Origin of the sequence: Nostoc sp. DedSLP04 (genome assembly GCF_034530775.1) — a bacterium.
GTDB lineage: Bacteria > Cyanobacteriota > Cyanobacteriia > Cyanobacteriales > Nostocaceae > Nostoc.
Genome location: NZ_JAVRCL010000049.1, coordinates 39,208 through 65,530 on the forward strand (window position 1 = coordinate 39,208; position 26,323 = coordinate 65,530).

The following is a 26,323-nucleotide window of genomic DNA, read 5'->3' on the forward strand; positions in this document are numbered from 1 at the left end:
GTCCGCGCCAAGGTTCACCAATAGGATTGCCGTTCATATCCCACAAGCGCACTGTCGAATCATTGCTGGCACTGACAATCCACTTACCATCAGGGCTAAAGGCGACAGAATTGATCCAATTCTCATATTTGCGCTGCGATCGCCCGATAACTCGATCTTGTAATATTTGATCTAGCTCCCACAAACGTACAGTTTTATCGCCACCACTGACAATCAGCTTGCCATCGGGGCTAAAGGCTAAGGAATTAACCTGTCCTTTATGTCCCCGCCAAGGTTGACCAATGGGGTTGCCATTGATATTCCACAAGCGTATTGTCCGATCGCAGCTACCACTAATAATAAACTTGCCATCAGGGCTAAACGCTACAGAATTTACATGTCCTTCATGCCCGTGCCAAGGTTGACCGATGGGATTACCTTGTATGTCCCACAACCGCACTGTAGAATCACTGCTACCACTGGCAATAAAATTGCGATCGGGGCTAAAGGCGGCGCAAATAATTTTTGCCTCATGTTTGTGCCAGGGTTGAGTAATGGCGTTACCTTGTAAATCCCACAAACAAACCGTTCCGTCAAAACCAACACCGATCATGCGTACCCCGGAGGGGTTGGCGCAGCCATCGCTATTTGGGTTAAAGGTGACGGAAATAACTCCTTCCTTGTGTCCGCACCAAGGTTGAGTAATGGCATTACCTTGTAAATCCCACAAACACACCGTTCCGTCAAAACCAACACTGACAATAGAATCGCCATTTGGGTTAAAGGTGACGGAAATAACTCCTTCCTCATGTCCCTGCCAGGGTTGAATAATGAGATTACCTTGTAGATCCCATAAACACAAAATTCCGTCAATACTGCCACTAACAATAAACTTGCTATCAGGACTAAAGGCTATACAATTAACCTCTTGCTCGTGTCCCAACAAAAATTCGGCAGTGGGATTGCTAATGATATTCCATAAGCATACAGTAGAATCACTACTGCCACTGGCAATAAACTTGCCATCAGGACTAAAAGCTACGCAATTCACCTCTTGCTCGTGTCCGCGCAAGTTATTTGCCTCTGTGGGTGTGTTCATTGCTTCCTTTAAGCTTCCCAAAACAGAAGCTAGAAGCTGGTTTGGGTATTTCTCTAGATTCTCACCCATTGTTTGAATTGCCAGCAGCAAACCCTCTAGCGGTTGGACGGGAAGTAAATTCAAAACCCTGGCGGATTGCTCGCGCAGTTTTAATTCAGTCAGCGCAAGGTTTAACTTTTGAATCTCTTGTTCCTTTTCTCTCGAATGGCGATCGTGCCATCCAACATTAGCATTAATAAATCGATTAGCTTGTTGGCTGAAATAACCAAACGTTTGCTCTTTTAGTTCTTGATAAGTCTTTATCTTCAGAACCCCGTTTGCAATATCTTCTCTTTCCCACAATACATTCAGGGTGTATGCCAGAAGTGGTAAATAATCATTTTGTTGGTGAAAATCATGAAGAATTTGCTCAACTAGTCCTTGTTCAAAGGTAACGCCAATTCTAGCAGCAGGTTCAGCGATCGCTAACTTTAATTCGCGATCGCTCATTCTAGTGAGTATACGACTATAGCGATCGTGAATATTTGCAAGTTGGGGATACTCACTAAATTTATCCAAAACATCCGATCGCATTGTTAAAACAATTTTTACAGAGCTATCCTGTTGCTGGATCAATTGAAAGAGACTAACAACAAATTTATCGCGTTCCGGCTTTTGAGTTTTTGTAAACAGTTCTTCAAATTGGTCAACAAAAATCACAACGCATTGATAATCTTGTTTGAGTAATCTGACAATTTTAATTAGAGTATTTTCTCTTATTTTTCGCGCAATATCCGCTATTTGCGATTTTTTCCCATAAGTAAAAGCAAGACACTGATAAAGAGATTTAAAAGGATTATCATCTGGGTGAAAACTTATATTAATTAATGAATTGTTGTTATTTCCCAAATAAGGAATTAAGCCTGCCCGAATCAATGATGATTTGCCAGTATTTGATGCTCCTAAAAGCAAGAGTACATTATCTTTTTTTAAGCGATCGCCCAGATTAGCAATCCACTTTTCCCGACCAAAAAATTTATCTTTATCTTTAATTTCAAAAGTTTTTAGTCCTAAGTAGGGAGAGTCTATTTTAAGCGGACGATAATGAATGTCCTCAAAATTACTGTCAGAAAAAAAGTCGTATTCAGAAATACCTTGGACATTACACCCAATATTTATATCGCTTTCAGAACTGTTAACCATTTATATCTCCTTACCTTTGGACACCTCTGGCTAAATCTTTACCTCAGTTATAGTTCCTTTGCTAATCTTTGTAAGTAACTCAACAAAATTAATTACACATTCTCTTGTAAAGCTTTCCCTGTCACCGCCCTATAGAATCAAAAGTCGAATTACCCCCCTTAATCCCCCCTTGTAAAGGGGGGAAAAATCTAGTTCCCTCCCCTTTACAAGGGGAGGGTTAGGGTGGGGTAAAACCCGGATTTGTCAATTATTTCCAACTTGTGTGTACACGGTAGCCTATAGGATAGAAGTTTTGTAAATCCTATCCGTGAAAAATTAAGGTTTTAAATAGATTTATTCAGCAAAATTACTTAAGTAATTTTCAAAAATATGTAGTAACTTTATCCTAAAACGCCAGAAATGACAAACGGGATGGAACTTTTTGATAACCTACACCTTGCTATGTTTAGCGGCAAAGGTGGAGTCGGAAAAACGACAATCTCCTGCACCTTTGCATATCGTTGGGCGCAGAAATTTAGCAATGAGCAAATTCTTTTAATCTCAACCGATCCAGCTCACTCTCTTGGAGATGTCTTACAAGTTAGCGTTGATGACATTCCTCGTCCCATAGCAGAACTACCCAATCTACAAGTAAGGGCGTTGGATGCAAAGCTTCTGCTACAAAAGTTTAAAGAACGTTATGGTCAGGTATTAGAACTGCTAGTGGAACGGGGTAGTTTTGTTGAAGGAGAAGACTTGTCTCCAGTTTGGGATTTAAATTGGCCTGGACTGGACGAATTGATGGGTTTGTTAGAGATCCAACGCCTTTTCAACGAACAGCAGGTAGATCGAGTAGTAGTAGATATGGCTCCTAGCGGTCATACTCTCAACTTGTTTGGATTGATGGATTTTTTAGACACTTTCCTCCACTCTCTGGAACTGTTTCAAGAAAAGCATCGGTATATTAGCAAGACCTTTGCTGGAAGTTACACACCCGATCGCGCTGACGACTTTTTGCAAACCCTGAAAGCTGAACTATCGCAAGGTCGCCGTCTCCTTCAAGATCCTAAGCATACTGCTTGTTTGTTAGTTGCGATCGCCGAACCAATGAGTTGGTTGGAGTCAAAACGATTCCTAGAAGCCTTACAAACCATGCAGGTTCCTTGTGGAGGGTTGTTTGTTAACCAAGTTCTTGCCAGTGCAACTGACCCAGATCGTTACCAAGAACAACAACCACTGATCGGCCAGTATACGGATCTTGCTCACGGAAAGCCGATTTTTATCGTGCCACAGCAAGATAAAGAGCCTTTAGGGATTCTAGCCCTCGGCCATCTGATCGACCAAATCCATATTCCTCAACTTGAACCGCTATTTCCTATCGATCTACTCCCAGTTCAATGGCCGGAAACAATTCCTCCTAGCTTTGGAGATTTTCTCACCCAAGGTCGCCGCCTGTTACTAATTGGCGGTAAAGGTGGAGTAGGTAAGACCACAGTAGCAGCTGCGATTGGTTGGGCTATGGCTCAACAACATCCCGATCGCAAAATTCGCATGGTTTCCATCGATCCGGCTCACTCCTTGGGTGATGCCTTTGGTCTGAGTTTAGGACATGAACCATATCAAATAACTGCCAATCTTCGAGGTCAGGAAGTAGATAGCGATCGCATTCTCGATCAATTCAGAGCCGATTACCTATGGGAACTGGCCCAAATGATGAGTGGCGAAACCCAAACAAGCGAAGCTATTGAAATGGCCTATGCTCCTGTTGCCTGGCGCAAAATTGTCGATCAAGCTTTACCAGGGATTGATGAAATACTTTCCCTGTTAACAGTAATGGAATTGCTAGAGCAACAAGAAGAAGACTTGATTATTTTAGACACTGCTCCTACAGGTCATCTTCTGCGTTTTCTAGAAATGCCAACTGCACTAGCAGACTGGCTAGCATGGATTTTCAAACTCTGGATCAAGTATCAAAATGTTCTTGGTCGTACAGAGTTCATGGGGCGTTTACGAACTTTGCGACAGCGCGTAGTCAAAGCCCAAAAAGTGCTAAAAGACCCACAACAAACAGAGTTCATTGGGGTTACACTTAACCAGGCTAGCGTACTTGCCGAACAACAACGCCTGTTCAAATCTATGCAAGAAATAGGTGTAAGTCAGAATTACCTTGTTCTCAACCGCTTTACTTCTACAGCAACCATTAATTGCGATTTTCCAGGTTTGACAATGGTTCGCTTACCAATGCTTCCTCGCTCAGTTCAGCCTTTAGAACGCATCCAAGCAGCAGCCGGCTGTTTATTTTAACAGCTAATTAGACTAAATACTTTCATACCCAAAGAGAAATTTATTATGCATCGCACTCCAAACCGCAGACAAATTCAAGCCAAACTTAGCACCATGCCTCCTCAACGTTCTCAAGCAACAGTTTACTTAAATGCTTACAAAATAATGTTAGAGAAGGAGCGTTTAGAGCAGGAACTAAAGAAACTCGAAGCACGCCAATCTCAGATTCAGCAGCGTCTTGCTATTTTAAATAGTCAAATAATTGCTGAAGAGAACACGATCCATCAGCAAACAAATACTGGCTTGGAGGACAATACACCAAAATTCAACACCCTAACATTGGAATACTAAGTACTAAGATTTCAGCTTGCCTATTCTTCGCTACTGCCTTGCGAGGCATTGGCTGAAAAAATCAAAGTTTTTGAATTAAACTTTAAATTACATATAACACGAAAAGCATTTCTGCTATTTCTGTTTGTCCTCTTTCTTTAGCAAATGCTAATGCGTCTATATCGTTCATGTTATCTCCTGAGTATTTTATTTTAAAATCAATTTTATTTGCGATTAAAACTTCTACGATATCTTTATATCCCCCGTAAATCGCACCAAACAAGGGATTACTTTCTGGTTCAGAGATATCTATTTCTGCTCCTTTTTCTAATAAATAATGAACAACATCTATTTGCCCTTCTGATGCAGCAAGATTTAAGACATTTCCTCCCAAAATAGGTTCTTTTTGATTAATGTCTACTCCCTTTTCAACAAGAAACTTTATGATATCCATGCTGGTATTAAAAGAAACTGCAAAATGTAGCCAATTTCCAAATGCAGTTGTTCCATTAATTTGGGATGGCTCAGAAGTCAGTAGGCTTTCTAACTTGGACTGATCGCTATTTTCGATTGCCTGTTTGATTTCTTGTGTTAACAAGTTGGTGTCTATAATATTCTCTCCTTGCCGAAGTTACGAGCGATCGCCTTGTGTGATATCGGAATTTTTGGGTTAAGCGATATTGGGGTAAAAGCGGTTAGAATAGAGCATTCAGTTTGTATTAGCCTGTAAATAACCCATTTTAATAGGAAAATCATGAATGCTCACGAGTTATTGCAGCGATATGCTGTTGGAGAGAGAGATTTTAATGGGGTTGATTTAAGTAATATTGAAATATTTGGCTCACATTTAGAGAAAATCAATTTGAGTCAGGCAAACCTGAGCAGGGCTAATTTAAAAGATACCTGGTTGTCTGAAGCTAACTTGGATGGAGCAATTTTGGTAAAAGCTTCCTTGAGTGGGGCAAACCTTGACTATGCCAGTTTAAGACAAACTAACTTAGATGGGTCTAATTTGAGCGAAGCAAGTTTGATGGGAGCGAATTTAGAGGGGGCTAGTTTGAGAAATGCAGAATTGAGAATGGCTAATTTGTACAATGCTAACTTGAGAAACGCTAATTTGGAATTAGCTTGTATAGGAGAAACTGATTTATCCTATGCAAATCTTATAGACGCAAATATCAAAGGAATTAATATAGATACTTTGCTGTCCTGTTGTGGTAATACAGTCTTGCCTGATGGACAAGTTGCCAGTGACCCTTGGGCTGGTTAAGCTTTTAACAAAATTAAAAACCAATACTTAAAGAATAATAATCAGAATTTGCTTATCAAAAGGGTAGAAGTTAAGAAACAGATTAAGAAAATAATTTTTTTCTAAAGTCAAAAGCTTTATTGATAAGGATTTCAGCCACCAATGCTGACTACCTTGATTGCGCTGTCAAAGTTAGCAGATAGAAAAACCATTTATCAAGCATTTCACAGCAAATGGTGGAATTTTTCATCAATCGTTGCGATACCCCAAAGTGAGCAATAAAGCTTATCTCAAACCCTTATATATTCAGCTTTGCGCTAGGCACGAAAATTCGTTGCTTAGTTATTTCTTACTTCTACTCAATTGTCTAAAATTAGCCAGATCGCTTCACAAGGAATGGAGAATCGACATCTAAAAGCCAATTCTCATCAATAAATTCTAGATTTTCATCATAAACAAGAACCAATTCACCAAGTTTTTGAGCATTGCTACTTGTAGTTTTTGTATTATCAACAGCATCAGCTATGAGCAAAAACTTTAGTTCTAAAAAACGTTCTTCGTGAGTAACGCCTATTGAACTGCTAACTAATTCGGCTTCTAGGGTACGAGGTAACGTAATTTTCTCATAATATTCATCTTGTTCATCCCAATAGCCACACACTTGATAATCACATTGTTCAAGATGTTCTTGAACAAGAAGATTAGCATCTAAACTTTGTAATATTTCAGTTAAATCTTGCCAAACTTGATGATTTTTTAATTCGAGCCTTGTCATAGTTATGTGGGTTTAATGTTCTGTTACCAAACCAGGGAAGTGCAATATATCATCAATGAATTTTGCATGAAATCGGCGATCGCCATTTTTACCTAAGACTTTAGATTTCAAATCGTAGCCAGATTCTTGGGAAGCCACCAACCCAACATTACCGCGAGGAGGTACAAGCCCTTTCTCAATGGCTTTTAAATGTTTCCCCTTCCGATCATATTTTAATCCCAGCTTTATTTGTTCACTGCCAAATGAAACTAGCAGACCACTGGTTGAAAGATATACAGTATCAGGTTGAATATCTGCCCAATTATCGGGTAAAGCTTCCATTAAATTAATACTTGTATAGTAGAAGCATAATTTACTTAAGTATAATAGCTAACAACATTTTTAAAATTAACGTGAGTCTCCAACGGAGGCGCACGTTAGTTAAAGCAATAAATCACACAAGCTAGGAAAGAATTTCAATCCTCTTGTGCTTGATCGCGTTCTTGCTGTTCTGCTTCCAGGATTGCTAATAAAAGAGCTTCTTCCTGAATTTCAAACTCTTCTTCAGGAATTTCTCCCATATCAAAAGCAAGTTGGAGTGCAAGAAGCTGCTTGCTCAGATTTTCTTTATCATCAATTTCAGTACTCGCCTGTTCTAAAATTTTTTCCCCAAGCCACGTTACCCCCATTAATGGGCCGGTAATCGGTAATAGTAAAAAGCGCAGAACCATATTGCTTTACACCTGTGTGGATTTATTAAAGGTATCCTTTCAAGACCGTAATCATGCTGATGACATAAATATTAAACATTACTAGTCTTGTGTTGATGCCAAAATGCGTTGGATTTGAGTCCAGTTAAGGCTGATTGACATCTGTATTTTATATTTGCAATGTAAAAAAAAAATACTTTTGTATGACACATTACTATTTACGAGGTACTTAGAGTTTGACAACAGTATTAAATGCATCTCCCCAACGATTTGTCAATACCCCTGCTGTTCAACGCATCGCTCAACGTGCTTTGCGCTATCTACAGTCAGGTTTTTCAATACATTTACGTGGTGCAGCCGGAGTCGGAAAAACTACTCTGGCAATGCATCTAGCTGATTTGCTCAACCAGCCGATCATCCTCTTATTTGGAGATGATGAGTTTAAAACCTCAGACTTGATTGGTAATCAATTAGGTTATACCCGCAAAAAGGTTGTTGATAATTTCATCCACAGCGTTGTGAAAGTTGAGGATGAACTTAGACAACATTGGGTTGATGCACGATTAACCCTAGCTTGTAAAGAAGGATTTACGCTGGTTTACGACGAATTCAATCGATCGCACCCGGAGGTAAATAACGTTTTACTCTCCGTACTTGAAGAGAGGTTGTTGGTATTGCCAACAAATCAACAGCGAGCTGAGTATATCCGGGTTCATCCTCAGTTTCGGGCAATCTTAACATCAAATCCTCAAGAGTATTGTGGAGTTCATGCAACTCAGGATGCTTTGATGGATCGTGTTATTACCATCGATATGCCTACACCTGATGAACTGAGTCAGCAGGAAATTGTAGTTCATAAAACAGGTATAGATTCTGAGAAAGCAGAAGTAATTGTCCGCATAGTACGGACGTTTTGGAGTCGATCTAGCTCTGGACAGGGTGGTGGATTGCGTTCCTGTCTGATGATTGCCAAAATCTGCCACGAACACGAAATTTCCGTAAACCCTGGAGATCCTAGCTTCCAAGATATTTGTGCCGATATCCTGCTTTCTCGCACGAGTCAACCTCTCATGGAAGCAACTCGGCTACTAGAAGAGGTTTTAAGTGAATTGCATCATAGTACAAATACTCAATCTCAGCCGTCAAAGATAATACCAGACAGCCAAAATCAGATTGTATTGGAACAACGAGTACCTTACGAGCATGAAGTCTACAACTACCTGTGTAATTCTCCAGGAAGGCGTTTCTCTGAATTGGCAGTAGAGTTAGGGATCGATCGCAGTCAAATTGTAGCTGCACTCAAGTCTCTCAGAGAGCAGGGAGTATTAGTACAAATGCAGGGCAATGCCGAGCCGCCGAACATCTCACAGACACTTGCTTTTGATTCTGGCCATTTAATAAACAAATGAGTACTAATACTAATCGAGGAGCTATCACCACATCAACTCAAGGTTCTACCTTGGCAGATATTCTAGAACGGGTTCTAGATAAAGGCATTGTGATAGCAGGAGATATTTCTGTTTCTGTCGGCTCTACAGAACTGCTCAACATCCGAATTCGTTTGTTGATTTCTTCTATTGATAAAGCCAAAGAGATTGGAATTAACTGGTGGGAAAGCGACCCCTACCTCAATAGTCAAGCTCGTTCCTTATTAACAACTAATCAACAACTTCAAGAGCGTGTTGCCAGTCTAGAAACAGAACTGCGATCGCTTAAAGCAGTCAATCCTATTAATAATCAGAATGCAGGCGATTAGCAAATCAAAAGGTTCCGATTCAGGTTTAGCGCCGTTGTTACTGACGGTTGTTGAACTGATACGCCAACTCATGGAAGCTCAGGTGATTCGGCGAATGGATGCTGGCAACCTCAGCGATTCTGAACTAGATCGAGCTGCCGAAAGCCTGCAAAAGCTTGAACAGCAAGTTGTTCAGCTTTGCGAGATATTTGATATTGACCCAGCCGATCTAAATATTAACTTGGGTGAAATGGGAAATTTACTTCCCCAATCTGGAGGATACTACCCCGGTGAAACCTCTAGTCAACCCTCTATTCTAGAACTCCTCGATCGCCTATTAAATACGGGTGTTGTGGTTGAGGGTGACTTGGACTTAGGACTGGCTCAATTAAGCTTAGTTCATGCCAAGTTAAGATTAGTACTCACTTCTAAACCCCTTTCATAGGGTGTAGGGGGTAGGGTGTAGGGTGTAGGGAACCCAGGGTTAAAAGCGTGGGATTGAAAACTTGGACACCTTATACCTCGTGCCACTTTCATTCGGTATAATTCTTCTTTTTTGGTAAGCTCTAAACCCACTCATACAAGGATTTTCTAATCCCTACACCCAACACCCCACACCCTGTTTTTGGTAACTTTTTTATCTATATTCTTCTTGGTAATACATTCTTATGAGTTATGGCTTTTACATTTACGGAATTTTGACCTTGCCCGCTCCACAAAATTTAAATTTACAGGGCATAGATCGGCAACCTGTACAAATTAAAATTTTGGATGGTTTTGCAGTCATTTACTCCGAAGCACAGCAAGAGCGTTATTTGGCAAGCCGCCGTAACCTGCTAAGTCATGAGAAAGTCCTTGAGGACATCATGGAAGCAGGCGATCGCAATTTATTACCCATGCAATTTGGACTTTTGATTTCAAGCTGGGAAACGGTTTCAGAGCAATTAATTCGTCCTCATCAAGAAGAATTGACGCAATTGCTTGCGAAGTTATCGGGTTGTCGAGAAGTTAGTGTCAAAGTTTTTTGGGATACTGAGGCAGAAATTCAGGGATTGTTAGCAGAAAATCCAAATCTCAAAACTGAAAGGGATAAGCTAGTGGGTCAACCCTTGAGTATGGAGCAAGCGATCCAAATAGGGCAAGCCATCGAACGGGGAATGAGCGATCGCAAGCAAGGCATCATAGATGTATTTCAAGGCACGCTCAACTCCATTGCTCTCGATATGGTGGAAAATACTCCCCAAATGGACACAATGATCTACAATGCAGCCTACCTAATTCCTTGGGAAGCAGAATCACAATTTAGCGAACACGTTGAAGCACTCGATCGTCAATTTGAAAACCGTTTGCGAATTCGCTACAACAATTTTACTGCCCCCTTTAATTTTGCTCGTCTTCGATTATTGATTTCCAAATGAATTAATTTTTTTCACTGTGAATAGCAGTAAAAATTGATAATGAAAAATTATTGAAACTTGTGAATTTTTATATACATTTTATTTAAGTAAAATCAATGGACGACATATTTAAAGGATTTGAACAGCTATTAGAAATTGCCAAAGCTTTAGAAGAAAAAGTAGAGAAAGGAGAGTTAAAAACTTCTATTGAAATTCGCTCTCATAATCTCAGCAGTATTCCCCGGCAAGGCAATATTCCGAGAAAAACTAGTTCCAGCCGAGTTCGAGCCAATTCTACTGATGCAGCTGCACCAATGGATAATGCTGATGATGTCACCACCCCATCAGCTAACAAGAACTCAAAAGCTTCTTGGCAAGGTGTCGGCGGCTTGGGTGATGTTCTCAAGGAAATCAGAGAGTTAGTCGAAATTCCCCTTAAACGTCCAGATTTATTGGTTAAATTAGGGTTAGAGCCTCCGCGTGGGGTTTTGCTAGTTGGCCCGCCCGGTACGGGAAAAACTTTAACAGCCCGTGTTTTGGCAGAAGAATTAGAGTTAAACTACATTGCCATCAATGGCCCAGAGGTGATGAGCAAGTATTACGGGGAAGCAGAAGCTCGTTTACGAAATATTTTTGAGAAAGCAACTCGTTCTGCTCCCTGCTTGATATTTATTGACGAAATTGATAGCCTTGCCCCAGATCGCAGCCAAGTGGAAGGCGAAGTTGAAAAAAGATTAGTAGCGCAGTTGCTTGGGTTAATGGATGGGTTTGCCAAAACCGAGGGCGTACTTGTATTAGCAGCAACAAATCGTCCCGATTATCTCGATCCGGCGCTGCGTCGTCCGGGACGCTTCGATCGCGAAGTTCAGTTTCGGGTTCCCGATCGCGATGGACGATTGGAAATTCTCACGATTTTGACAAGTGCTATGCCCTTGGAGACTGCGGTTAATTTAGGAGCGATCGCTGATTTGGCTGTCGGTTTTGTCGGTGCCGATATCAAAGCTCTTTGTCAAAAAGCAGCCTACATTGCCCTACGTCGTCAAGTCCCCTCGCTCAACAGTCCCATTCCTGAGAACATGGCTGTTATGCAGCAGGATTTTCTAGAAGCAATTAAGGAGATAAAACCCTCAGTTCTCAGGGATGTAGCAGTTGAAGCACCAAGTGTCAGTTGGGATGACATTGGTGGTTTGGATGATGTTAAACAAAAACTTCAAGAATCTGTAGAGGGCGCACTCCTTTATCCCGAACTATACGAGCAAACCAAAGCCAAGCCTCCCCGTGGGATTCTGTTGTGGGGGCCGCCGGGAACGGGAAAAACATTACTGGCAAAAGCGATCGCTTCCCAAGCTAGAGCCAACTTTATTGCTGTGAATGGCCCTGAATTACTAAGTCGATGGGTAGGAGCCGCAGAACAAGCAGTCAGAGAACTCTTTCGCAAAGCTCGACAAGCAGCGCCTTGCGTTGTGTTTGTAGATGAAATTGATACCTTAGCACCAGCACGGGGAAGATTCACTGGTGATTCTGGAGTTAGCGATCGCGTTGTCGGTCAACTACTCACCGAACTGGATGGGTTGCATGAATGCCCTAAAGTACTGTTAGTAGGAGCAACCAATCGTCCAGAAACCCTCGATCCTGCTTTACTCAGAGCCGGAAGATTGGACTTACAAATCAAAATCGATCTCCCAGATCCAGCAAGCCGATTAGCGATTTTACGAGTTCACAATCTAGATCGTCCCCTATTTGATGTCGATTTAGAAACCTGGGCGACAGTTACCGAGGGTTGGAATGGCGCAGACTTGGCTTTGTTGAGCAATCAAGCTGCTTTAAGCGCAATTCGTCGATACCGCGCCCAGGGATTGACTGACTCCAGCCTGATTCAGATTACAAATGATGATTTCCAAGTTACATACCAAATGCTTGCTAATCAGCACTAATCTCAATAGTCTCTGACTTGAAACAACGCAGAAGTTAACAACAGAAGCTACTTAACGCGATGTACAACTTATCCTTAGAACCCCTCTCCAAACCTCTCCGCCACAGGGAGAGAAACTTTGATTCTTGCTCCCCAACGCTAGGAGGGAAGGGGCTGGGGGTTAGGTTTGAGAGAACGTTGCACACAGCGATACTTACTCTTTGGAAACACCTTTGATGTAAAAAGAAGTGTCCCAGAGAACTTCATGTGTACAAACTTAATTACTTAATAAGTATCTCAAGTTTATGTCAGTATACGCCTATGCTCTTCTAGTACCCACCGCATCAGAGCTTGTTCTACCTTTTGGAATGGAAAGGAATACCGAACTCGTTTACTGTTCTGGTTTAGGTGCGATCGTAGAACCGGAAATCTCAGTAGAGGGAATACAAGCAACAGATGAGCGTTTACTTCAAGCTGTATTAATCCACGATCGCGTGATTCGAGAACTCTTTCAACAAACTCCCCTTCTTCCCTTACGCTTTGGCAGCGGTTTTACCTCGCAAGAAAAACTGCTGAATCATCTAGAACAGCACCAAGAGCAATATCTAGAAACCCTTACTCAGCTAGCAGACAAAGTTGAGTACACTTTAAAATTGACACCCAGTTCTTTGCTTGATGAGTCTGACACTATTGATGCTAGAGGAAAAGCCTATTTATTAGCGAAAAAACAACGCTACCAAACACAGCAAGCATTTCAAGCACAACAATCCGAACAGTGGGAACTCTTGAACCAGTCAATTCTCAAAACATATACAGATGTTATCTGTGAAACTCGACAGGCAGATGTGCGGCAAATCCACTTTTTGGCACAGCGGAACGATTCAACGCTCAGTACGCAGCAGCTTTCCCTCTGGCAGGTACAATGCTCGCACTGGCAATTGGCACTAAGTGAACCTCTGCCACCCTATCATTTTCTAAAAAATACTCTCAGATAAATTCATAAAAAATAATAATTATAACTTTCCCAGAAAAAATGAAGATAGGCTAATTATTTCTTTAATTTTTTGCTAAAAAAATATTGTTAACTTTTTAATATTTTTTTATTTTATTATATTTATCTCATATTTTTGGGAACACTAAACTCAGGAAGAATAAAACACATTGTGTAATTTTTACCTACTGCTCAATCAGAGCAAGATGAAACCAATAATCAGAGTTGTGAGAGTAAAAGAAAATGGCTGTTGAAAAAGTTAACTCATCTTCTAGTCTAGCTGAAGTTATTGACCGAATTTTGGACAAAGGAATTGTAGTTGATGCTTGGGTACGTGTTTCTTTAGTTGGTATTGAACTGCTATCAATCGAAGCTCGGATTGTAATTGCTTCAGTTGAAACTTACTTAAGATATGCCGAGGCAGTTGGTTTAACATCTCAGGCTGCTGTTCCATCTGCTGCTTAATAACACATTATAAAAAGGGAGTCTTCATGGCTCCCATTTAATGTTTCTAGTTAACAAAATAGGAGAATTCAGCTGATGGCTCTCAAAAATTTGTGGGAACAAGAGCGATCGCAGCGATTGCAAATAACTGCTGAACGCCGTCAACAAGTTAACCAGTGGAAACAGCTAACTCAACAAGAATTGCAGTTGGAAGCAGATTTACTTCATCAAGAATTGAGCAGTTCTGTTACTAGTCTTCACCACAACAGAAAGTTACAACAGCAGCAATTTCAGCAAGAGATTGTAGAACGGCAATTAGAAATATTGCAAATAAAAACAGATGTCTGCCAACGCCAGCAAGAATACCGCCAACAGCGGACAGCAAAGGCTCAGACATTATTTCAAGATTTGCAAAATTTCCGAGCAATTTTACATAAAAGTGTTTGGGGCGACCGCATTCATGAACAAGTAGTTACCCCGCCTTCTGCTAAAACAGAAAAATTAGTGGCAACGGTTCCAAAATGGTCAATCTCTCGTTCTGGAATTAAAGCCACTGGCTTTCGTCCTTCCGTCAATACCATGACTAGAAAAGTGCCTGAATCGAATGCAGATACTAAATCTAAAGTGCAGCAATATATTCAGCAAGCCCAAGGAGCTACTTTAATAGAAATTGAAGAAGTGATTGGCTTAACCAGGGTGCAAACGATAGATATCCTGCGCTCCTTGATCAAGCAAGGAGTACTAGAACAACGCGATCGCCAATACTTTATTCGGCAACAAGCAATTTCTTAACAAATTTGATTCCAGCTCATTTTTTGTAATTGCAGACTAGCGGCTCTTGCGATCGCTTGTGTCTTTTGCCTTCAGGAGGCATAGCACGCAATCGATAAGCATTAAAGCTGGTATATGCTTTGTAGTATTCAAAATTTCCATCTTTTTTTAAGGTCTGTATTGACAAGCAATTGTCTCAGTATATGTAACGTTGCAAAACTAATATAGATAACTTATTTCTAATTAAAAAAAGAGCTTAAATCTTTGTTCGAGCTTCCAGCTTTGAACTTTCAAAATGTCCGGATTGGAAAGGGATATAACAAGCTGGGGTAGCTCGATCGAGGTTTTGAACTGTGCTATTGGCGATCGCAAAATGAGGTTAGTAAGCTGGATTGTTTGATAAATTCTAATCTAAATGCAAAACTCAAGATATATAAGGAGGTGCGATCCATTGTGAATCAATTGATCGAGCAACTTCAAACTAAATTATTCACAGGTAGGCTGAATCTTGAAGCCAGGGACGGGCCGACTTGGACGCTATATTTTCGTTTAGGACGATTAATTTGGCAGGCTGGCGGTTCTAATGCCGATGAGCGATGGCGACGGCACTTGTCGCAATACTGTCCTAATCTGGATGTGGCAAAGTTGGAGGGGCTTGTCTCTCCCCAGGAAAGTTATCGCGAGTATTGCATTCTTAGTAAATTGCGAGAACAAAAATTAATCGAACAACAACAACTTGTTAGCCTGATTACAAGCTTAATAGCTGAAGTCCTGTTTGATATAATCCAGTACGTTGAAGCCAAAAGAAATGGCAACAATCCAGCAGGGCAGTTGTCACCTACTACCGTTGTTGGTGCAGTTCCTGGGTTTCTCCTAGCTGTACTACCAACTGAGGAAGTATTAAAACAGGCTACACAAGTCTGGCAAGAATGGCGAGATGCAGGATTGGCAAGTTACTCGCCTAATTTATATCCTGTTATTCAACAACTTGAACTACTCCAAGGACAAGCATCCTCTAAACAGATTATTTCTCTAGTTGATGGCACAAAAACTTTACGAGGTTTAGGGCAAAAAAGCGGTCGGGATGCCTTAGTTTTGTCTCGGTTCTTGATGCCATTGGTAAAAACAGGGGCGATCGCTTTTTCACCCACCCCAAGCCCCAGGAAGGTTGGGATTAGTCAAGAAACTGGCAAGCCCTCCAGTGCAGTTAATAATCCTAATTCTTCATTGAAGACAGAAGAGAACACTGTTATACAAGTTGCTCCTCCAGCGACTAGCAAACAAATTGTCACGCCGTCGAGTGCAGTTAATAATCCCAATTCTTCACTGAAGACAGAAGAGAACACTGTTATACAAGTTGCACCCCCCGCGACTAGCAAACAAATTGTCACTCCGTCGAGTGCAGTTAATCATTCCAATTCTTCACTGAAGACAGAAGAGAACACTGTTTTACAAGTTGCTCCCCCAGCAGCTAGCAAAGCAATTATTGATGTCTCCAGACCTTTAGTAGCCTGTGTGGATGATAGTCCGACAATCTGTCGCAGTTTGGAGGAAATTCTTACCCATCAAAATTATCGCTTTATTGGCATTCAAGACTCCTTGACAGCAGTTTTAAAGCTAATTAAAAGCAAGCCCGACTTCATTTTTTTGGATCTTTTGATGCCAAAAGTGAATGGTTATGAAATTTGTTCTCAAATCCGTAAAACTCCAAGTCTTAAAGATGTGCCGGTTGTCATCTTAACGGGGAAAGATGGAATAGTAGATCGGATGCGAGCAAAATTAGTAGGGGCAACTGACTTTTTGGGTAAACCCGTAGAAGCAGACAAAGTACTCAATGTGCTTCACAAGTATTTAAACGTTTAGATTGAAGCGACAATCATGCCAGTAGCTCCTCTACACCCATTTTCAAAACAGATTTTGGATGTTAATTCATTTGTCGCAATCATTTTTCAAAATCTGAATTAAATAGCTAGGAAATAAAAATGAAAAAAGTTCTTTTAGTTGAAGATAGCCTCACAGAATCCGAAAAGATGACACGTTACCTGGAGCAAGGAGGATATTCAGTTTATGAAGTTCGCAGTGGTGAAGAGGCTCAACTGCGCTTGAAACAACAAAAACCTGACTTGATTCTACTGGATTTGATTTTGCCAGGCCAAAGTGGATTTGAGTTCTGCCGCAAGTTGAAAGCCGATCCGACAACAAAAGCAATCCCGGTAGTGATTTGCTCAACTAAAAACACAGATGTTGATAGAACTTGGGGCAATATGAGTGGTGCTGATGGCTATTTAGTCAAACCTGTAGATGAAAATACCTTGCTCCAGACTGTTAATAAATTTATTCGCTAAAGGAAACTGGGGCAATGGTACAGGGCAATGATAGCTTTAGAGCGCTACCTATTAATAGCCAATTTCGACTTGAAAACTCTCCCCAAGGAAACAACCAGAGGTTTTTAAGATTTCCGTTGAATGGAAAGGTGAATGGTTTACTCCCACTAGCTGATTTGCGGGGAGTAATTCAGGTTGCACTCACCGAGATTTTGCCAGTACCCCAGGTAGCAGAATTCTTGTTAGGCATCATGAATTGGCGGGGAGAAGCTATCTGGATTCTTGATTTAGCAAGTTTGTTGGGAGCAACACACTGGTGTCGGCGAGAAAGTGTGCGTAGCTCTGGCATGGCGATGCTCGTTCAAGTCCAGAATCAAACCGTCGGGCTGTTGGTGGAGCAAGTCAATAGCATTGAAGTTTATGACCCCCAAGAGCGGTTAGCGGTTTCGGCATCGATGTTACCTGCCCGACTAGGCTCGTTCTTGCAGGGTTACTTTGTGGATTCTCAAGGTAGCCCTTTGATGTTAATTGACACCCATGTTGTGATTCAAGCCCTTCAGTCTCTTTAAAGTTCAGAGCTTCCTGCCTTCTGTCTCCTACCCTCTGCCTGATTAACTTACTTTAACAACCTTCATAGCAAGAAAGATTATGGTAATGCATACACCTAGCCAACCACACTCAAATTCCGGCAACGGTTATAAGGACACCGATAACGGGCATACCGTCGATCTAAGAGCAAAACAGCAAATCTCTTCTACTCTAGAAGAATTGCGAACTGAACTGGATCAAGCTGATTGGGTGGAAACAGGGCCGTTGCGAGAGAGAATCCGCAAGTTAAAAGAACTGCTAAGTGTGTTGCCATATCAAGACGGAGGAGATGGATTAGAGGTAGAGCAAGTACAGGCGATCGCCAGCAGAATCCGTCAATTTTCCGATCTAGATACCTTGCTTGCTACTGCTGTCATGGAGGTACAAAGCGCACTGCAAGCCGATCGCGTGGTGGTGTATGAGTTTACGAATCCGACACTGGGGATAGTTGCTGCGGAGGCGATGAGGGATGGCTTTACCCCAATGCTGAAGGAAAAACTGCCCGCCGTCACTTTTGGGTTAGGTTCTGCCAAGGTTTATCAACAAGAAAAATTAGTCGCGATCGCCGATACCTACACTGCAAGCTTGTCCCCTTACCAAAAGCAGCTTATGGAGCGGTTTCAGGTCAGAGCTTGTTTGAGCTTGCCAATCTTAACAAAAGATGGGGTTTGGGGCTTGTTGGTAGTGCAGCAATGCACTGCTCCTCGCCAGTGGCAGAATGCTGAAATTAGGTCGCTAAAATTGCTCGCGCAGGAATTAGAAGCGCAACTGCAAGTTGCCGTGATTCAGGCTACGTTGCAACAAGAAGTGGAAAAAGACCAAATCCTGACTGGTGTAGCGAATAAAATTCTCCAGTCCAAAGATGTGGATACCATCTTTCGCATTGCCACCCAAGAAGTACGACAGTCACTAAAATGCGATCGCGTAGCAATATATCGTTTCAATCCTGACTGGACTGGGGAATTTATTGCTGAATCTGTGGGATCTGAGTGGGTTTCTCTGTTAGAAGAACAGCGAAATAATCCAGCAATTGCCAAGAACGTTAACTATTGTAGTGTTAGGAACCTTGCAGAGGAAGGGGGATTAGCTGGGACAACAGGGCGATCGCACAGTGCAGATAGCTACATTCAGCACACCCAAGGCAAAAATTTCCATCGCGGACAGATTTATCGAGTCACTAATGATATCTACAGCGGTGGTTTTTCTGACTGCTATATCAAAGTTTTAGAAACCTATCAAGCCAAAGGATACATTATTGTTGCTATCTTCCAGGGAGAAAAGTTGTGGGGCTTACTGGCTGCCTATCAAAATTCTCAGCCTCGTCAGTGGAAAGATAGTGAAGTTCGACTAATGGTGCAGGTTGCATCTCTATCTAGTATTGCGATTCAACAGGTGCAATATCAGCAACAACTTTATCACCGCTCTGAGGAGTCAGCCAAACTTGTTGAACGAGAACGTACTGTTTTCGGCATCATTGAAAAGATTGGGCAAGCAACGGATCTTCGCACCCTTTTCCGCACTACAACCCAAGAGTTGCGGCGATTTTTAAAATGCGATCGCGTTGTCGTTTATCAATTTCATCCAGACTGGAGTGGAGAAGTTATCGCTGAATCTGTGGCTGCTGGTTGGTCGTCCCTGTTGGATATTCAGGAACAAGAAAGCATTTTAAAAACAGGTATGGTATCTTCAGAGCGTTGCCATGTTAAGGATTATGGCTCCCCTGTTAAACCTGATGCCGATACCTATCTTAAGGAAACACAGGGTGGAACTTACGCCAAAGAAAAGCGCTTCCGCAAAGTCAACGATATTTATGCTGCTGGTTTTTCACCTTGCTACTTAGAAGCATTAGAGAAGTTCCAAGCCAAAGCGTATATCATTGTTCCCATTTTCCGCGCTGGTAATCTCTGGGGTTTGTTAGCAGCCTATCAAAATTCTGATGTCCGCAAATGGACTGATGAAGAGACCGGTGCTTTGTTGCAGATCGGCGAATCGTTGAGCATTGCTCTCCAGCAAGCTGAATATATCGAACAGCTACGGTTAAAAAATCTAGAAATGACCCAAGTAGCTGAAGTAGAAAATGCGATCGCCCGAATGACGGATAGAATGCTTCATTCCCACCACCCAGAAACAATTTACCGCACTACCTTGGCAGAATTGCGGCAGTTGTTCAAATGCGATCGCCTAGCAATATATCGCTTCAACTCTGACTGGAGTGGTGAATTTATTGCTGAATCTGTAGGAACTGACTGGGTGCCTCTGGTTGGCCCCGATATCAAAACTGTATGTGAAGACGAACACCTACAGCAAACCCAAGGCGGGCGCTATCGCAACAATGAAACTTTTGCCGTCAATGACATCTATACTGTTGGTCATGCCCAGTGCCACATCGACCTGTTAGAGCAGTTCCAGGCTAAAGCCTACACCATCGCCCCTATTTTTGCTGGAAACAAACTTTGGGGTTTGTTAGGAGCATATCAAAATAGCGGCCCGCGCCAGTGGAATTCCGAAGAGGTGCGATTGCTGACCAAATTGGGCATTCAGTTGGGGTTAAGCGTGCAGCAAGCCGAGTACATCGGAGAACTGAAAACGAAGAATGCAGAGTTGGCACGGGCAGCAGAAGAGGAACAGGTGCTGACAGGGATGGTGGAAAAAATTCGCCAAGCTCAAGAAGCAGATACAATTTTCCTGAATGTGCTGCCAAGTTTACGCAAACAACTACAGTGCGATCGCCTAGCAGTATTCCGCTTTCATCCCGACTGGAGTGTGGAATTTATTGCCGAATCCGTAAAAGATCAATGGCTGTCTTTGGCTAGTTCCGACATCAAAACGATGTGGATGGACGAGCACTTACAAGAAACTCAGGGCGGACGCTATCGCAATCATGAAACCTTTGTTGTCAATGATATCTACGCTGTCGGTCACGTTCAGTGCTACCTAGAGATATTAGAAAAAATCCAGGCTAAGGCTTACACAATCGCTCCGATCTTTATTGAAAACAAACTCTGGGGCTTTTTAGGAGCATACCAAAATACTGGCCCTCGGCAGTGGAAATCCAAGGATGTGCAACTGTTGCGAAAAGTAGCAGTGCAAATGGGTATAGGCTTGCAACAGGTTAAGTATATCGAACAGCTCAAGAAGAAGAATGCAGAGTTAGCCAGAACCGCAGAAGGGGAACGAGCGCTAACACGGCTGTCAGAAAAAATCCGCCAAGTTCAAGAGCTAGATACGATTTTCCGCAACGCCTTACCAGAATTGCGATCGCATTTGGAATGCGATCGTCTTGCAGTGTATCGCTTCAATCCAGATTGGGGTGGAGAATTTATTGCCGAATCCGTAAGTCGGGAATGGGTGGCTTTGGTTGGCCCCGATATCAGGACTGTCTGGGAAGACGAACACCTCCAACAAACCCAAGGTGGACGCTATCGCCACAACGAGACGTTTGTTATCAATGACATTTACACTTCTGGCCATGCCCAGTGCCACATAAAAATTCTCGAGCAATTCCAGATGAGAGCTTATATCATCACCCCGATTATTGCCGGCAACAAGCTCTGGGGTTTGTTAGGAGCATATCAGAATGATGGGCCGCGGCAATGGCAAGATAATGAAATCAACTTGGTAGCGAAAATCGGCACGCAGTTTGGGGTAGCCGTCCAGCAATCGCAATACTTACAGCAAACCTTAAACAAGAACGAGGAACTGATCAAACTGGCAGAACGGGAAGTAGCAAACGCCCGATTTTCCTATCGCTTGCCTAGTCGGTTAACAGAGATGGCTCAAAGTCATAGTGATGTTCTGGAATTTGTCCAGTTTGCCACCCACGAACTTCGTCAGCTACTAAAAGTAGATCGAGTTGGAGTTTACCGTTTTGAGCCTGATTGGTCTGGAGAATTTGTAGTTGAGTCTGTGACTGGGGATTGGCCTAAGTTGGTGGGAACTAGCCTTGCCAGAGTTAGAGATACCTATCTCCAGTACAACAAAGGCGGGCGTTATGCCCGTAAAGAAAGTTTGCGGGTTGACAATATATATACTGTCGGTCATGACGAATGCCACATCCAATTATTAGAAATGTGGGGAACTAAAGCCTACATGATTGCTCCGATTTTTCAAGAAGATCGGCTATGGGGGCTGATGGGAGTTTATCAAAATAGCGCCCCGCGCCAGTGGGAGCAATCAGAGGAGGATGTTCTCAACCAAGCCAGCGTCCAGATTGGTATTGCCCTCAATCTTGCAGAGTACCTCAAACAGGTGCGTACTCAAGAGCAGCAACTAGCAGAAGCAGCAGAGCGCGATCGCACCGCACGGGAAAAACTGCAACAAGGAGCAATACGCGTTCTCATGGCTTTGGAACCATCCTTCAGAGGCGATCTCACCGTTCGCGCTCCCCTATCTGAAGATGAAATTGGAACGATCGCCGATGGTTACAACACGACGATCCAAAGTTTGCGAGATTTAGTCCGACAAGTGCAGATTGCTGCTGGCAGAGTGAGTGAAACTTCCAGCAATAACACTATCTCAGTAGTTAAACTATCTGACCAAGCTCAACAGCAAGCAGAACGCCTCGAAAATGCTCTAGAACAATTACAAATGATGGTAACTTCCACCCAGGTAGTTGCTACTGATGCCCAAAGAGTAGGACAGGCTGTTCAAAGAGCTAATAACACCGTCCAAGCTGGCGATTCCCTGATGGAAAGAACCGTAGATGGCATTTTGGAGATTCGGGAAACCGTCTCCGAAACAGCGAAGAAGATTAAACGCCTTGGTGAAGCTTCTCAGAAAATCTCGAAAGTAGTGAGTTTGATTGAAAATTTTGCCACTCAAACTAATTTGCTGGCACTCAATGCGGCGATCGAGGCTACCCGTGCCGGAGAGTATGGGAAAGGCTTTGCGGTGGTTGCAGATGAAGTTCGTTCCCTGGCTTATCAGTCAGCTAGTGCCACCACAGAAATTGAGCGACTCGTCCAAGAAATTCAAAGTGGAACCAACGAAGTCACCCAAGCAATGGAAGTAGGGATTACCCAAGTTGTCCAAGGCTCGAAATTGATCGATGAGACTCGTCATTCCCTGAGTGCGATCGTCGCAGCTACCAACGAAATTGGTGGACTAGTACAAGGAATTAACCAAGCAGTTTCCACTCAAAGTCAGCAATCTCAGATATTGACAGAAGCGATGATGGATGTTTCGGCGATCGCCCGCAAGACTTCACAAAGTGCAATGCACATTTCTGAGTCTTTTGAGGAACTACGGATGACTTCACAACAACTGGAAACCAGCGTTAGCCAGTTCAAAGTTGATTAATCTCGCAAAATGTGTTATGAACCCCGATCCCAGTAATCAAGAGCAGGCTTTTCTTGCGGAAGCGGCAGAGTTATTGCAAACCATTGAGCAGAATCTGATCGGTCTACTTGATGAAAAAACAATAGAAAAAGTTCATGCCTTGATGCGAAGCGCCCATACTATCAAAGGGAGTGCTGCCAGTGTTGGGCAAGAAACTATTCAGACAATTGCCCATCATTTGGAAGATGTATTCCAAGCGTTATATGCTCCAGAACTGGAAATCGATCCAGAATTGGGTGCTTTGCTTCTAGATGCTTATGAGTGCCTGCGAACTCCATTAAGTGCAGCCTTGATGGGCTTATCCTGCAATGAGGCAGAAATACTCGATCGAACTGCTTCCATCTTCGCCCAACTCCAACATAAACTAGGCGACTTTTTTGGTCGTGAGGCTCCGCTTCCCAGTTCGGAAGAACTTGGCTTTGATGTGGTAGAGTCAATCTTTTCCGGGAGCGTACTCCAGGATTTGCAACAGCTGGAAACTGACATCCAAAGCCAAGATCCGCAACAAATTCAAACAACACTCAACTCCCAAGCAGAATTTTTTGTCGAATTAGCAGCATCTTATGGCTTATCTGGATTGGAAGAAATTGCCCAGGCGACCCTAAACGCGCTCAAAGCGTATCCAGACAAAGTACTGCAAATCGCTCAGGTGGCTTTAGAAAATTTTAAAGCAGCTCAAGCAGCAGTACTCGCAGGCGATCGCACTCAAGGGGGAGAAATATCTCCACAATTGCGAGAATGGGCAGGGTTAACTATTCCTGTCCCAGAACCACAAGGGGAGCCAGTTGCGATCGCTGCTCAACCAACACAAACGACTACAACTGAGAATCAGCCATCTCCTCTCCTCAGTGCGAACGAAGCGGAATCAATTTGGTCGTTTTTCCCGAAGCGGACTGATAACTCCGTACCGAAAGCGCCAGAGGTACTAGAACCAATTTCTCAGGATTCGGTAGTAGTCCCCTCTGCCATAGATCGGATTTTACAGTCAATCTGGATCGGAGATCCACAGACATCCTGCCGATATTCAGACTCAGATCGGCCAGCCTCTCCACCACCAGCACCAAGCCTCCAAGCTCAGTCATCGGCATCACTTCCCAGTATCCGAGTCGCAATAGAACAGCTCGATCGCCTCAGCCACACGATTGGGGAATTACTAATCAACGAAAACCAACAAAACCTACAATCTAACCACATCCACAAAGCAGCTCAAGATACTCTAGTACAGTTTTTGTACTGCCAACAACAACTTAGTAAAGTTTCTACTTGGTCGGATCGACATCTGCTGCTTCCCGAACGCAAGCAGCGACATATACATGCATCTCTAGGCTCAGTTCTCCCTGCTTCTCCAACTGCCGAAGCACAATCTAAATTTGATACTTTAGAAATGGATACCTATAGCGAGTTGCACATTCTCCTGCAAAATCTGACAGAAGATATGGTGCAATTAGGAGAACGGATTGAGGCTTTTAATACCTTAGTTCAGCAATCTCGCTTCAGTCTTGGAAAGCGCAAACAACTGCTTTCAGGAGCGCAGGAAGATTTGCTGCAAGCCAGAATGGTTCCACTGGGAACGGTGTTGAATCGATTTCCCCGGCTGCTGCAACAGATGGTAGCAACTTATCATAAGCCTGTTGAACTCAAGCTTGGCGGTACGAAGGTACTGGTGGATAAAGCCATTTCTGAGCAGTTGTACGATCCTTTGCTGCACATGATTCGTAATGCCTTCGATCACGGCATTGAACCGATAGAAACCCGCCGTCAGCAGGGTAAACCAGAAACCGGAACAATTACAATTCAAGCTTATCATCAAGGCAACCGCACTACTATTGAGGTACGGGATGATGGTCGAGGCTTAAACTGGGAATCCATTCGTCAGCGAGGTATAGAAAAACACCTGCTGACTCCCGAACAAGCCGCCTACGCCTCCGAAGACCAACTAGCAGAGTTATTATTTGAACCAGGCTTTTCTACCGCTAACCAGATTGGTGAGTTATCTGGGCGTGGTATCGGCTTAGATGTCGTTCGCACTCAATTGCAAGCTTTACAAGGTTCGATTGTAGTGCGATCGCTTTCAGGGCAGGGAACCACCTTTATCCTGCAATTGCCTCTGAGCTTGACAACGGCACGCTTGCTCGTGTGTCAATCTCAAGGTATTACTTATGCCTTGCTGTCTGAAGGAATTAGCCAGGTTTTATTACCGCAGCCAGACCAGATTCAAGTGCAGCAATCTTTACACGGGCAAGGCAGCCAAAAATTCTGGCAGTGGGGAGAAGGGCAAAATCAGCAACTAGTTCCCATCCGCCCGCTTGCCAATTTGCTGGATTACAAATATCCTTTATCCACCCAAGACCACAATTTAACCCTCAGTCCTTTTCCAGTCAAACAACGCAACACCGTAGAACCTCTGCTACTGTTGCAAACAGAGCAGCAATATCTGTGTTTGCAAGTCGATCAGATTTTAGTCGAGCAGGAATTAGTAATTAAATCCCTCGGCAGAGTCCTGACTTTACCTAGTTACATCCAAGGCTACAGCGTGTTGGGAAATGGTAGCCTCACCTTAACCGTTGACCCATTGGAGTTAGTTCGTCAAACCTGGGAGACAGATATAATGCCGACTTCCCCGACATCAATTGCAACTAAACTATTACCCGCGCCTGAGCCTGTTCTGGCTCTAGAGGGTCAACAATCCCAGCTAACGATAACGCAACCGCAGCAACAGCCTATTGAAGTCAATACAGCCGTTGCTCAACCTAACCAACTGACGGTGTTAGTAGTGGAAGATTCAGTTGTACAAAGGCAAAGTTTGGTGCAGACGCTCCAGAAAGCCGATTATCAAGTGTTGCAAGCAGGTGATGGTCGAGAGGCGATCGCGCAAGTGCTGCAACACGGTGATGTCGATCTAGTGATTTGTGACATTGAAATGCCGCGGATGAATGGATTTGAGTTTTTAGAACACCATCGCCAAGACGAGCGTTTATCAGGGATTCCTGTAGTGATGCTGACTACCCGTAGCGGACAAAAGCACCGCCAATTAGCTTTAGCTCTAGGGGCGAAAGCTTACTTGACCAAACCCTATTCCGAACAGAACTTCTTGGCCGCGATCGCCGAACTGGTTCATATCCGAATGGCACGCTTGTAAAGCTGAAAGCTCGTCTGGGCAGGGTGTTGGGGGTAGGGTGTTGGGTGTAGGGAAAAATCAAGAAAAGTAAATATGAGTGGGGATACAAATAAATTTCTGACTTACTACACCCACTCAGCC

The 26,323-nt window shown here is 43.0% G+C and carries 21 protein-coding genes; 16 read left to right on the plus strand and 5 right to left on the minus strand.

Annotated features, from left to right (window positions below):
* Positions 1-2,260: eIF2A-related protein (locus tag RMX89_RS24235; RefSeq protein ID WP_416212004.1), on the minus strand; the 2,260-nt coding region annotated here is incomplete at its 3' end.
* A gap of 399 nt (positions 2,261-2,659) precedes the next feature.
* Between RMX89_RS24235 and RMX89_RS24240 the strand changes: the two genes are divergently transcribed.
* Together RMX89_RS24240 and RMX89_RS24245 are read left to right on the plus strand one after the other, a co-directional pair.
* Positions 2,660-4,543, plus strand: coding sequence for an ArsA family ATPase (locus RMX89_RS24240; protein WP_322690741.1), 1,884 nt, complete (start codon positions 2,660-2,662; stop codon positions 4,541-4,543).
* 45 nt (positions 4,544-4,588) lie between these two features.
* Positions 4,589-4,873, plus strand: coding sequence for a hypothetical protein (locus RMX89_RS24245; protein WP_322690742.1), 285 nt, complete (start codon positions 4,589-4,591; stop codon positions 4,871-4,873).
* A gap of 82 nt (positions 4,874-4,955) precedes the next feature.
* Here RMX89_RS24245 and RMX89_RS24250 read toward each other — a convergent pair whose 3' ends face one another.
* Positions 4,956-5,450, minus strand: a complete 495-nt coding sequence (locus RMX89_RS24250) for an ankyrin repeat domain-containing protein (protein ID WP_322690743.1) — start codon at positions 5,448-5,450, stop codon at positions 4,956-4,958.
* A 156-nt stretch (positions 5,451-5,606) separates the two neighbouring features.
* Here RMX89_RS24250 and RMX89_RS24255 point away from each other — a divergent pair, with 156 nt between their 5' ends.
* Complete coding sequence (locus RMX89_RS24255; RefSeq protein ID WP_322690744.1) at positions 5,607-6,122, plus strand: pentapeptide repeat-containing protein; 516 nt, start codon at positions 5,607-5,609, stop codon at positions 6,120-6,122.
* A 352-nt stretch (positions 6,123-6,474) separates the two neighbouring features.
* Here RMX89_RS24255 and RMX89_RS24260 read toward each other — a convergent pair whose 3' ends face one another.
* From RMX89_RS24260 to RMX89_RS24270, 3 genes are all read right to left on the minus strand, one after another.
* Entirely contained in the window at positions 6,475-6,876 is a 402-nt protein-coding gene (locus RMX89_RS24260) for a hypothetical protein (protein WP_322690745.1), read from the minus strand.
* 12 nt (positions 6,877-6,888) lie between these two features.
* A complete protein-coding gene (locus RMX89_RS24265) occupies positions 6,889-7,197 on the minus strand; it encodes a hypothetical protein (protein ID WP_322690746.1) in 309 nt (102 codons plus the stop codon).
* A gap of 134 nt (positions 7,198-7,331) precedes the next feature.
* A complete protein-coding gene (locus RMX89_RS24270) occupies positions 7,332-7,586 on the minus strand; it encodes a gas vesicle protein GvpG (RefSeq protein WP_322690747.1) in 255 nt (84 codons plus the stop codon).
* A gap of 215 nt (positions 7,587-7,801) precedes the next feature.
* On the opposite strand from RMX89_RS24270, the gene gvpN reads away from it, so the two are divergent.
* The 13 genes from gvpN to RMX89_RS24335 all read left to right on the plus strand — a co-directional run bounded on the left by gvpN (position 7,802) and on the right by RMX89_RS24335 (position 26,203).
* Positions 7,802-8,974 (plus strand): gas vesicle protein GvpN, encoded by a 1,173-nt coding sequence (gene gvpN / locus RMX89_RS24275; protein ID WP_322690748.1) that lies wholly within the window; start codon positions 7,802-7,804, stop codon positions 8,972-8,974.
* On the plus strand, positions 8,971-9,321 hold the full coding sequence (locus RMX89_RS24280) for a gas vesicle protein (RefSeq protein ID WP_322690749.1): 351 nt from the start codon (positions 8,971-8,973) through the stop codon (positions 9,319-9,321). The genes gvpN and RMX89_RS24280 overlap by 4 nt, the downstream gene beginning before the upstream one ends.
* Positions 9,308-9,745: a gas vesicle protein K gene (locus RMX89_RS24285; protein WP_322673884.1), complete on the plus strand. Its 438-nt coding sequence runs from the start codon at positions 9,308-9,310 to the stop codon at positions 9,743-9,745. Before RMX89_RS24280 ends, RMX89_RS24285 begins: the two co-directional genes overlap by 14 nt.
* Positions 9,746-9,968: 223 nt before the next feature.
* Complete coding sequence (locus tag RMX89_RS24290) at positions 9,969-10,718, plus strand: GvpL/GvpF family gas vesicle protein (RefSeq protein WP_322690750.1); 750 nt, start codon at positions 9,969-9,971, stop codon at positions 10,716-10,718.
* A 95-nt stretch (positions 10,719-10,813) separates the two neighbouring features.
* The gene (locus RMX89_RS24295; protein ID WP_322690751.1) at positions 10,814-12,631 is read left to right on the plus strand and encodes an AAA family ATPase; all 1,818 of its coding nucleotides are present in this window, start codon (positions 10,814-10,816) and stop codon (positions 12,629-12,631) included.
* Between the two features lie 283 nt (positions 12,632-12,914).
* Positions 12,915-13,604, plus strand: a complete 690-nt coding sequence (locus tag RMX89_RS24300) for a GvpL/GvpF family gas vesicle protein (protein WP_322690752.1) — start codon at positions 12,915-12,917, stop codon at positions 13,602-13,604.
* Positions 13,605-13,843: 239 nt separating this feature from the next.
* Positions 13,844-14,065: a gas vesicle structural protein GvpA gene (gvpA, locus tag RMX89_RS24305; RefSeq protein ID WP_163931998.1), complete on the plus strand. Its 222-nt coding sequence runs from the start codon at positions 13,844-13,846 to the stop codon at positions 14,063-14,065.
* 75 nt (positions 14,066-14,140) lie between these two features.
* A complete protein-coding gene (locus tag RMX89_RS24310) occupies positions 14,141-14,836 on the plus strand; it encodes a gas vesicle protein GvpC (protein ID WP_322690753.1) in 696 nt (231 codons plus the stop codon).
* Positions 14,837-15,268: 432 nt separating this feature from the next.
* Positions 15,269-16,678 carry a response regulator gene (locus tag RMX89_RS24315; protein WP_322690754.1) on the plus strand — a complete coding sequence of 470 codons (1,410 nt, stop codon included), beginning with the start codon at positions 15,269-15,271 and terminating at the stop codon, positions 16,676-16,678.
* A 119-nt stretch (positions 16,679-16,797) separates the two neighbouring features.
* On the plus strand, positions 16,798-17,160 hold the full coding sequence (locus tag RMX89_RS24320; RefSeq protein WP_322651336.1) for a response regulator transcription factor: 363 nt from the start codon (positions 16,798-16,800) through the stop codon (positions 17,158-17,160).
* Positions 17,161-17,174: 14 nt separating this feature from the next.
* Complete coding sequence (locus RMX89_RS24325; RefSeq protein WP_322673878.1) at positions 17,175-17,708, plus strand: chemotaxis protein CheW; 534 nt, start codon at positions 17,175-17,177, stop codon at positions 17,706-17,708.
* Between the two features lie 79 nt (positions 17,709-17,787).
* Positions 17,788-23,025 (plus strand): GAF domain-containing protein, encoded by a 5,238-nt coding sequence (locus RMX89_RS24330; protein WP_322690755.1) that lies wholly within the window; start codon positions 17,788-17,790, stop codon positions 23,023-23,025.
* Between the two features lie 16 nt (positions 23,026-23,041).
* Positions 23,042-26,203, plus strand: a complete 3,162-nt coding sequence (locus RMX89_RS24335) for a hybrid sensor histidine kinase/response regulator (protein ID WP_322690756.1) — start codon at positions 23,042-23,044, stop codon at positions 26,201-26,203.
* Positions 26,204-26,323 lie beyond the last annotated feature (120 nt).

Coding starts and splice junctions, on each gene's coding strand:
- RMX89_RS24240 (WP_322690741.1), top strand. CDS start 2,660: ATGACAAACGGGATGGAACTTTTTGATAACCTACACCTTGCTATGTTT.
- RMX89_RS24245 (WP_322690742.1), top strand. CDS start 4,589: ATGCATCGCACTCCAAACCGCAGACAAATTCAAGCCAAACTTAGCACC.
- RMX89_RS24255 (WP_322690744.1), top strand. CDS start 5,607: ATGAATGCTCACGAGTTATTGCAGCGATATGCTGTTGGAGAGAGAGAT.
- RMX89_RS24260 (WP_322690745.1), bottom strand. CDS start 6,876: ATGACAAGGCTCGAATTAAAAAATCATCAAGTTTGGCAAGATTTAACT.
- RMX89_RS24265 (WP_322690746.1), bottom strand. CDS start 7,197: ATGGAAGCTTTACCCGATAATTGGGCAGATATTCAACCTGATACTGTA.
- RMX89_RS24270 (WP_322690747.1), bottom strand. CDS start 7,586: ATGGTTCTGCGCTTTTTACTATTACCGATTACCGGCCCATTAATGGGG.
- RMX89_RS24280 (WP_322690749.1), top strand. CDS start 8,971: ATGAGTACTAATACTAATCGAGGAGCTATCACCACATCAACTCAAGGT.
- RMX89_RS24285 (WP_322673884.1), top strand. CDS start 9,308: ATGCAGGCGATTAGCAAATCAAAAGGTTCCGATTCAGGTTTAGCGCCG.
- RMX89_RS24290 (WP_322690750.1), top strand. CDS start 9,969: ATGAGTTATGGCTTTTACATTTACGGAATTTTGACCTTGCCCGCTCCA.
- RMX89_RS24295 (WP_322690751.1), top strand. CDS start 10,814: ATGGACGACATATTTAAAGGATTTGAACAGCTATTAGAAATTGCCAAA.
- RMX89_RS24300 (WP_322690752.1), top strand. CDS start 12,915: ATGTCAGTATACGCCTATGCTCTTCTAGTACCCACCGCATCAGAGCTT.
- gvpA (WP_163931998.1), top strand. CDS start 13,844: ATGGCTGTTGAAAAAGTTAACTCATCTTCTAGTCTAGCTGAAGTTATT.
- RMX89_RS24310 (WP_322690753.1), top strand. CDS start 14,141: ATGGCTCTCAAAAATTTGTGGGAACAAGAGCGATCGCAGCGATTGCAA.
- RMX89_RS24320 (WP_322651336.1), top strand. CDS start 16,798: ATGAAAAAAGTTCTTTTAGTTGAAGATAGCCTCACAGAATCCGAAAAG.
- RMX89_RS24325 (WP_322673878.1), top strand. CDS start 17,175: ATGGTACAGGGCAATGATAGCTTTAGAGCGCTACCTATTAATAGCCAA.
- RMX89_RS24330 (WP_322690755.1), top strand. CDS start 17,788: ATGGTAATGCATACACCTAGCCAACCACACTCAAATTCCGGCAACGGT.
- RMX89_RS24335 (WP_322690756.1), top strand. CDS start 23,042: ATGAACCCCGATCCCAGTAATCAAGAGCAGGCTTTTCTTGCGGAAGCG.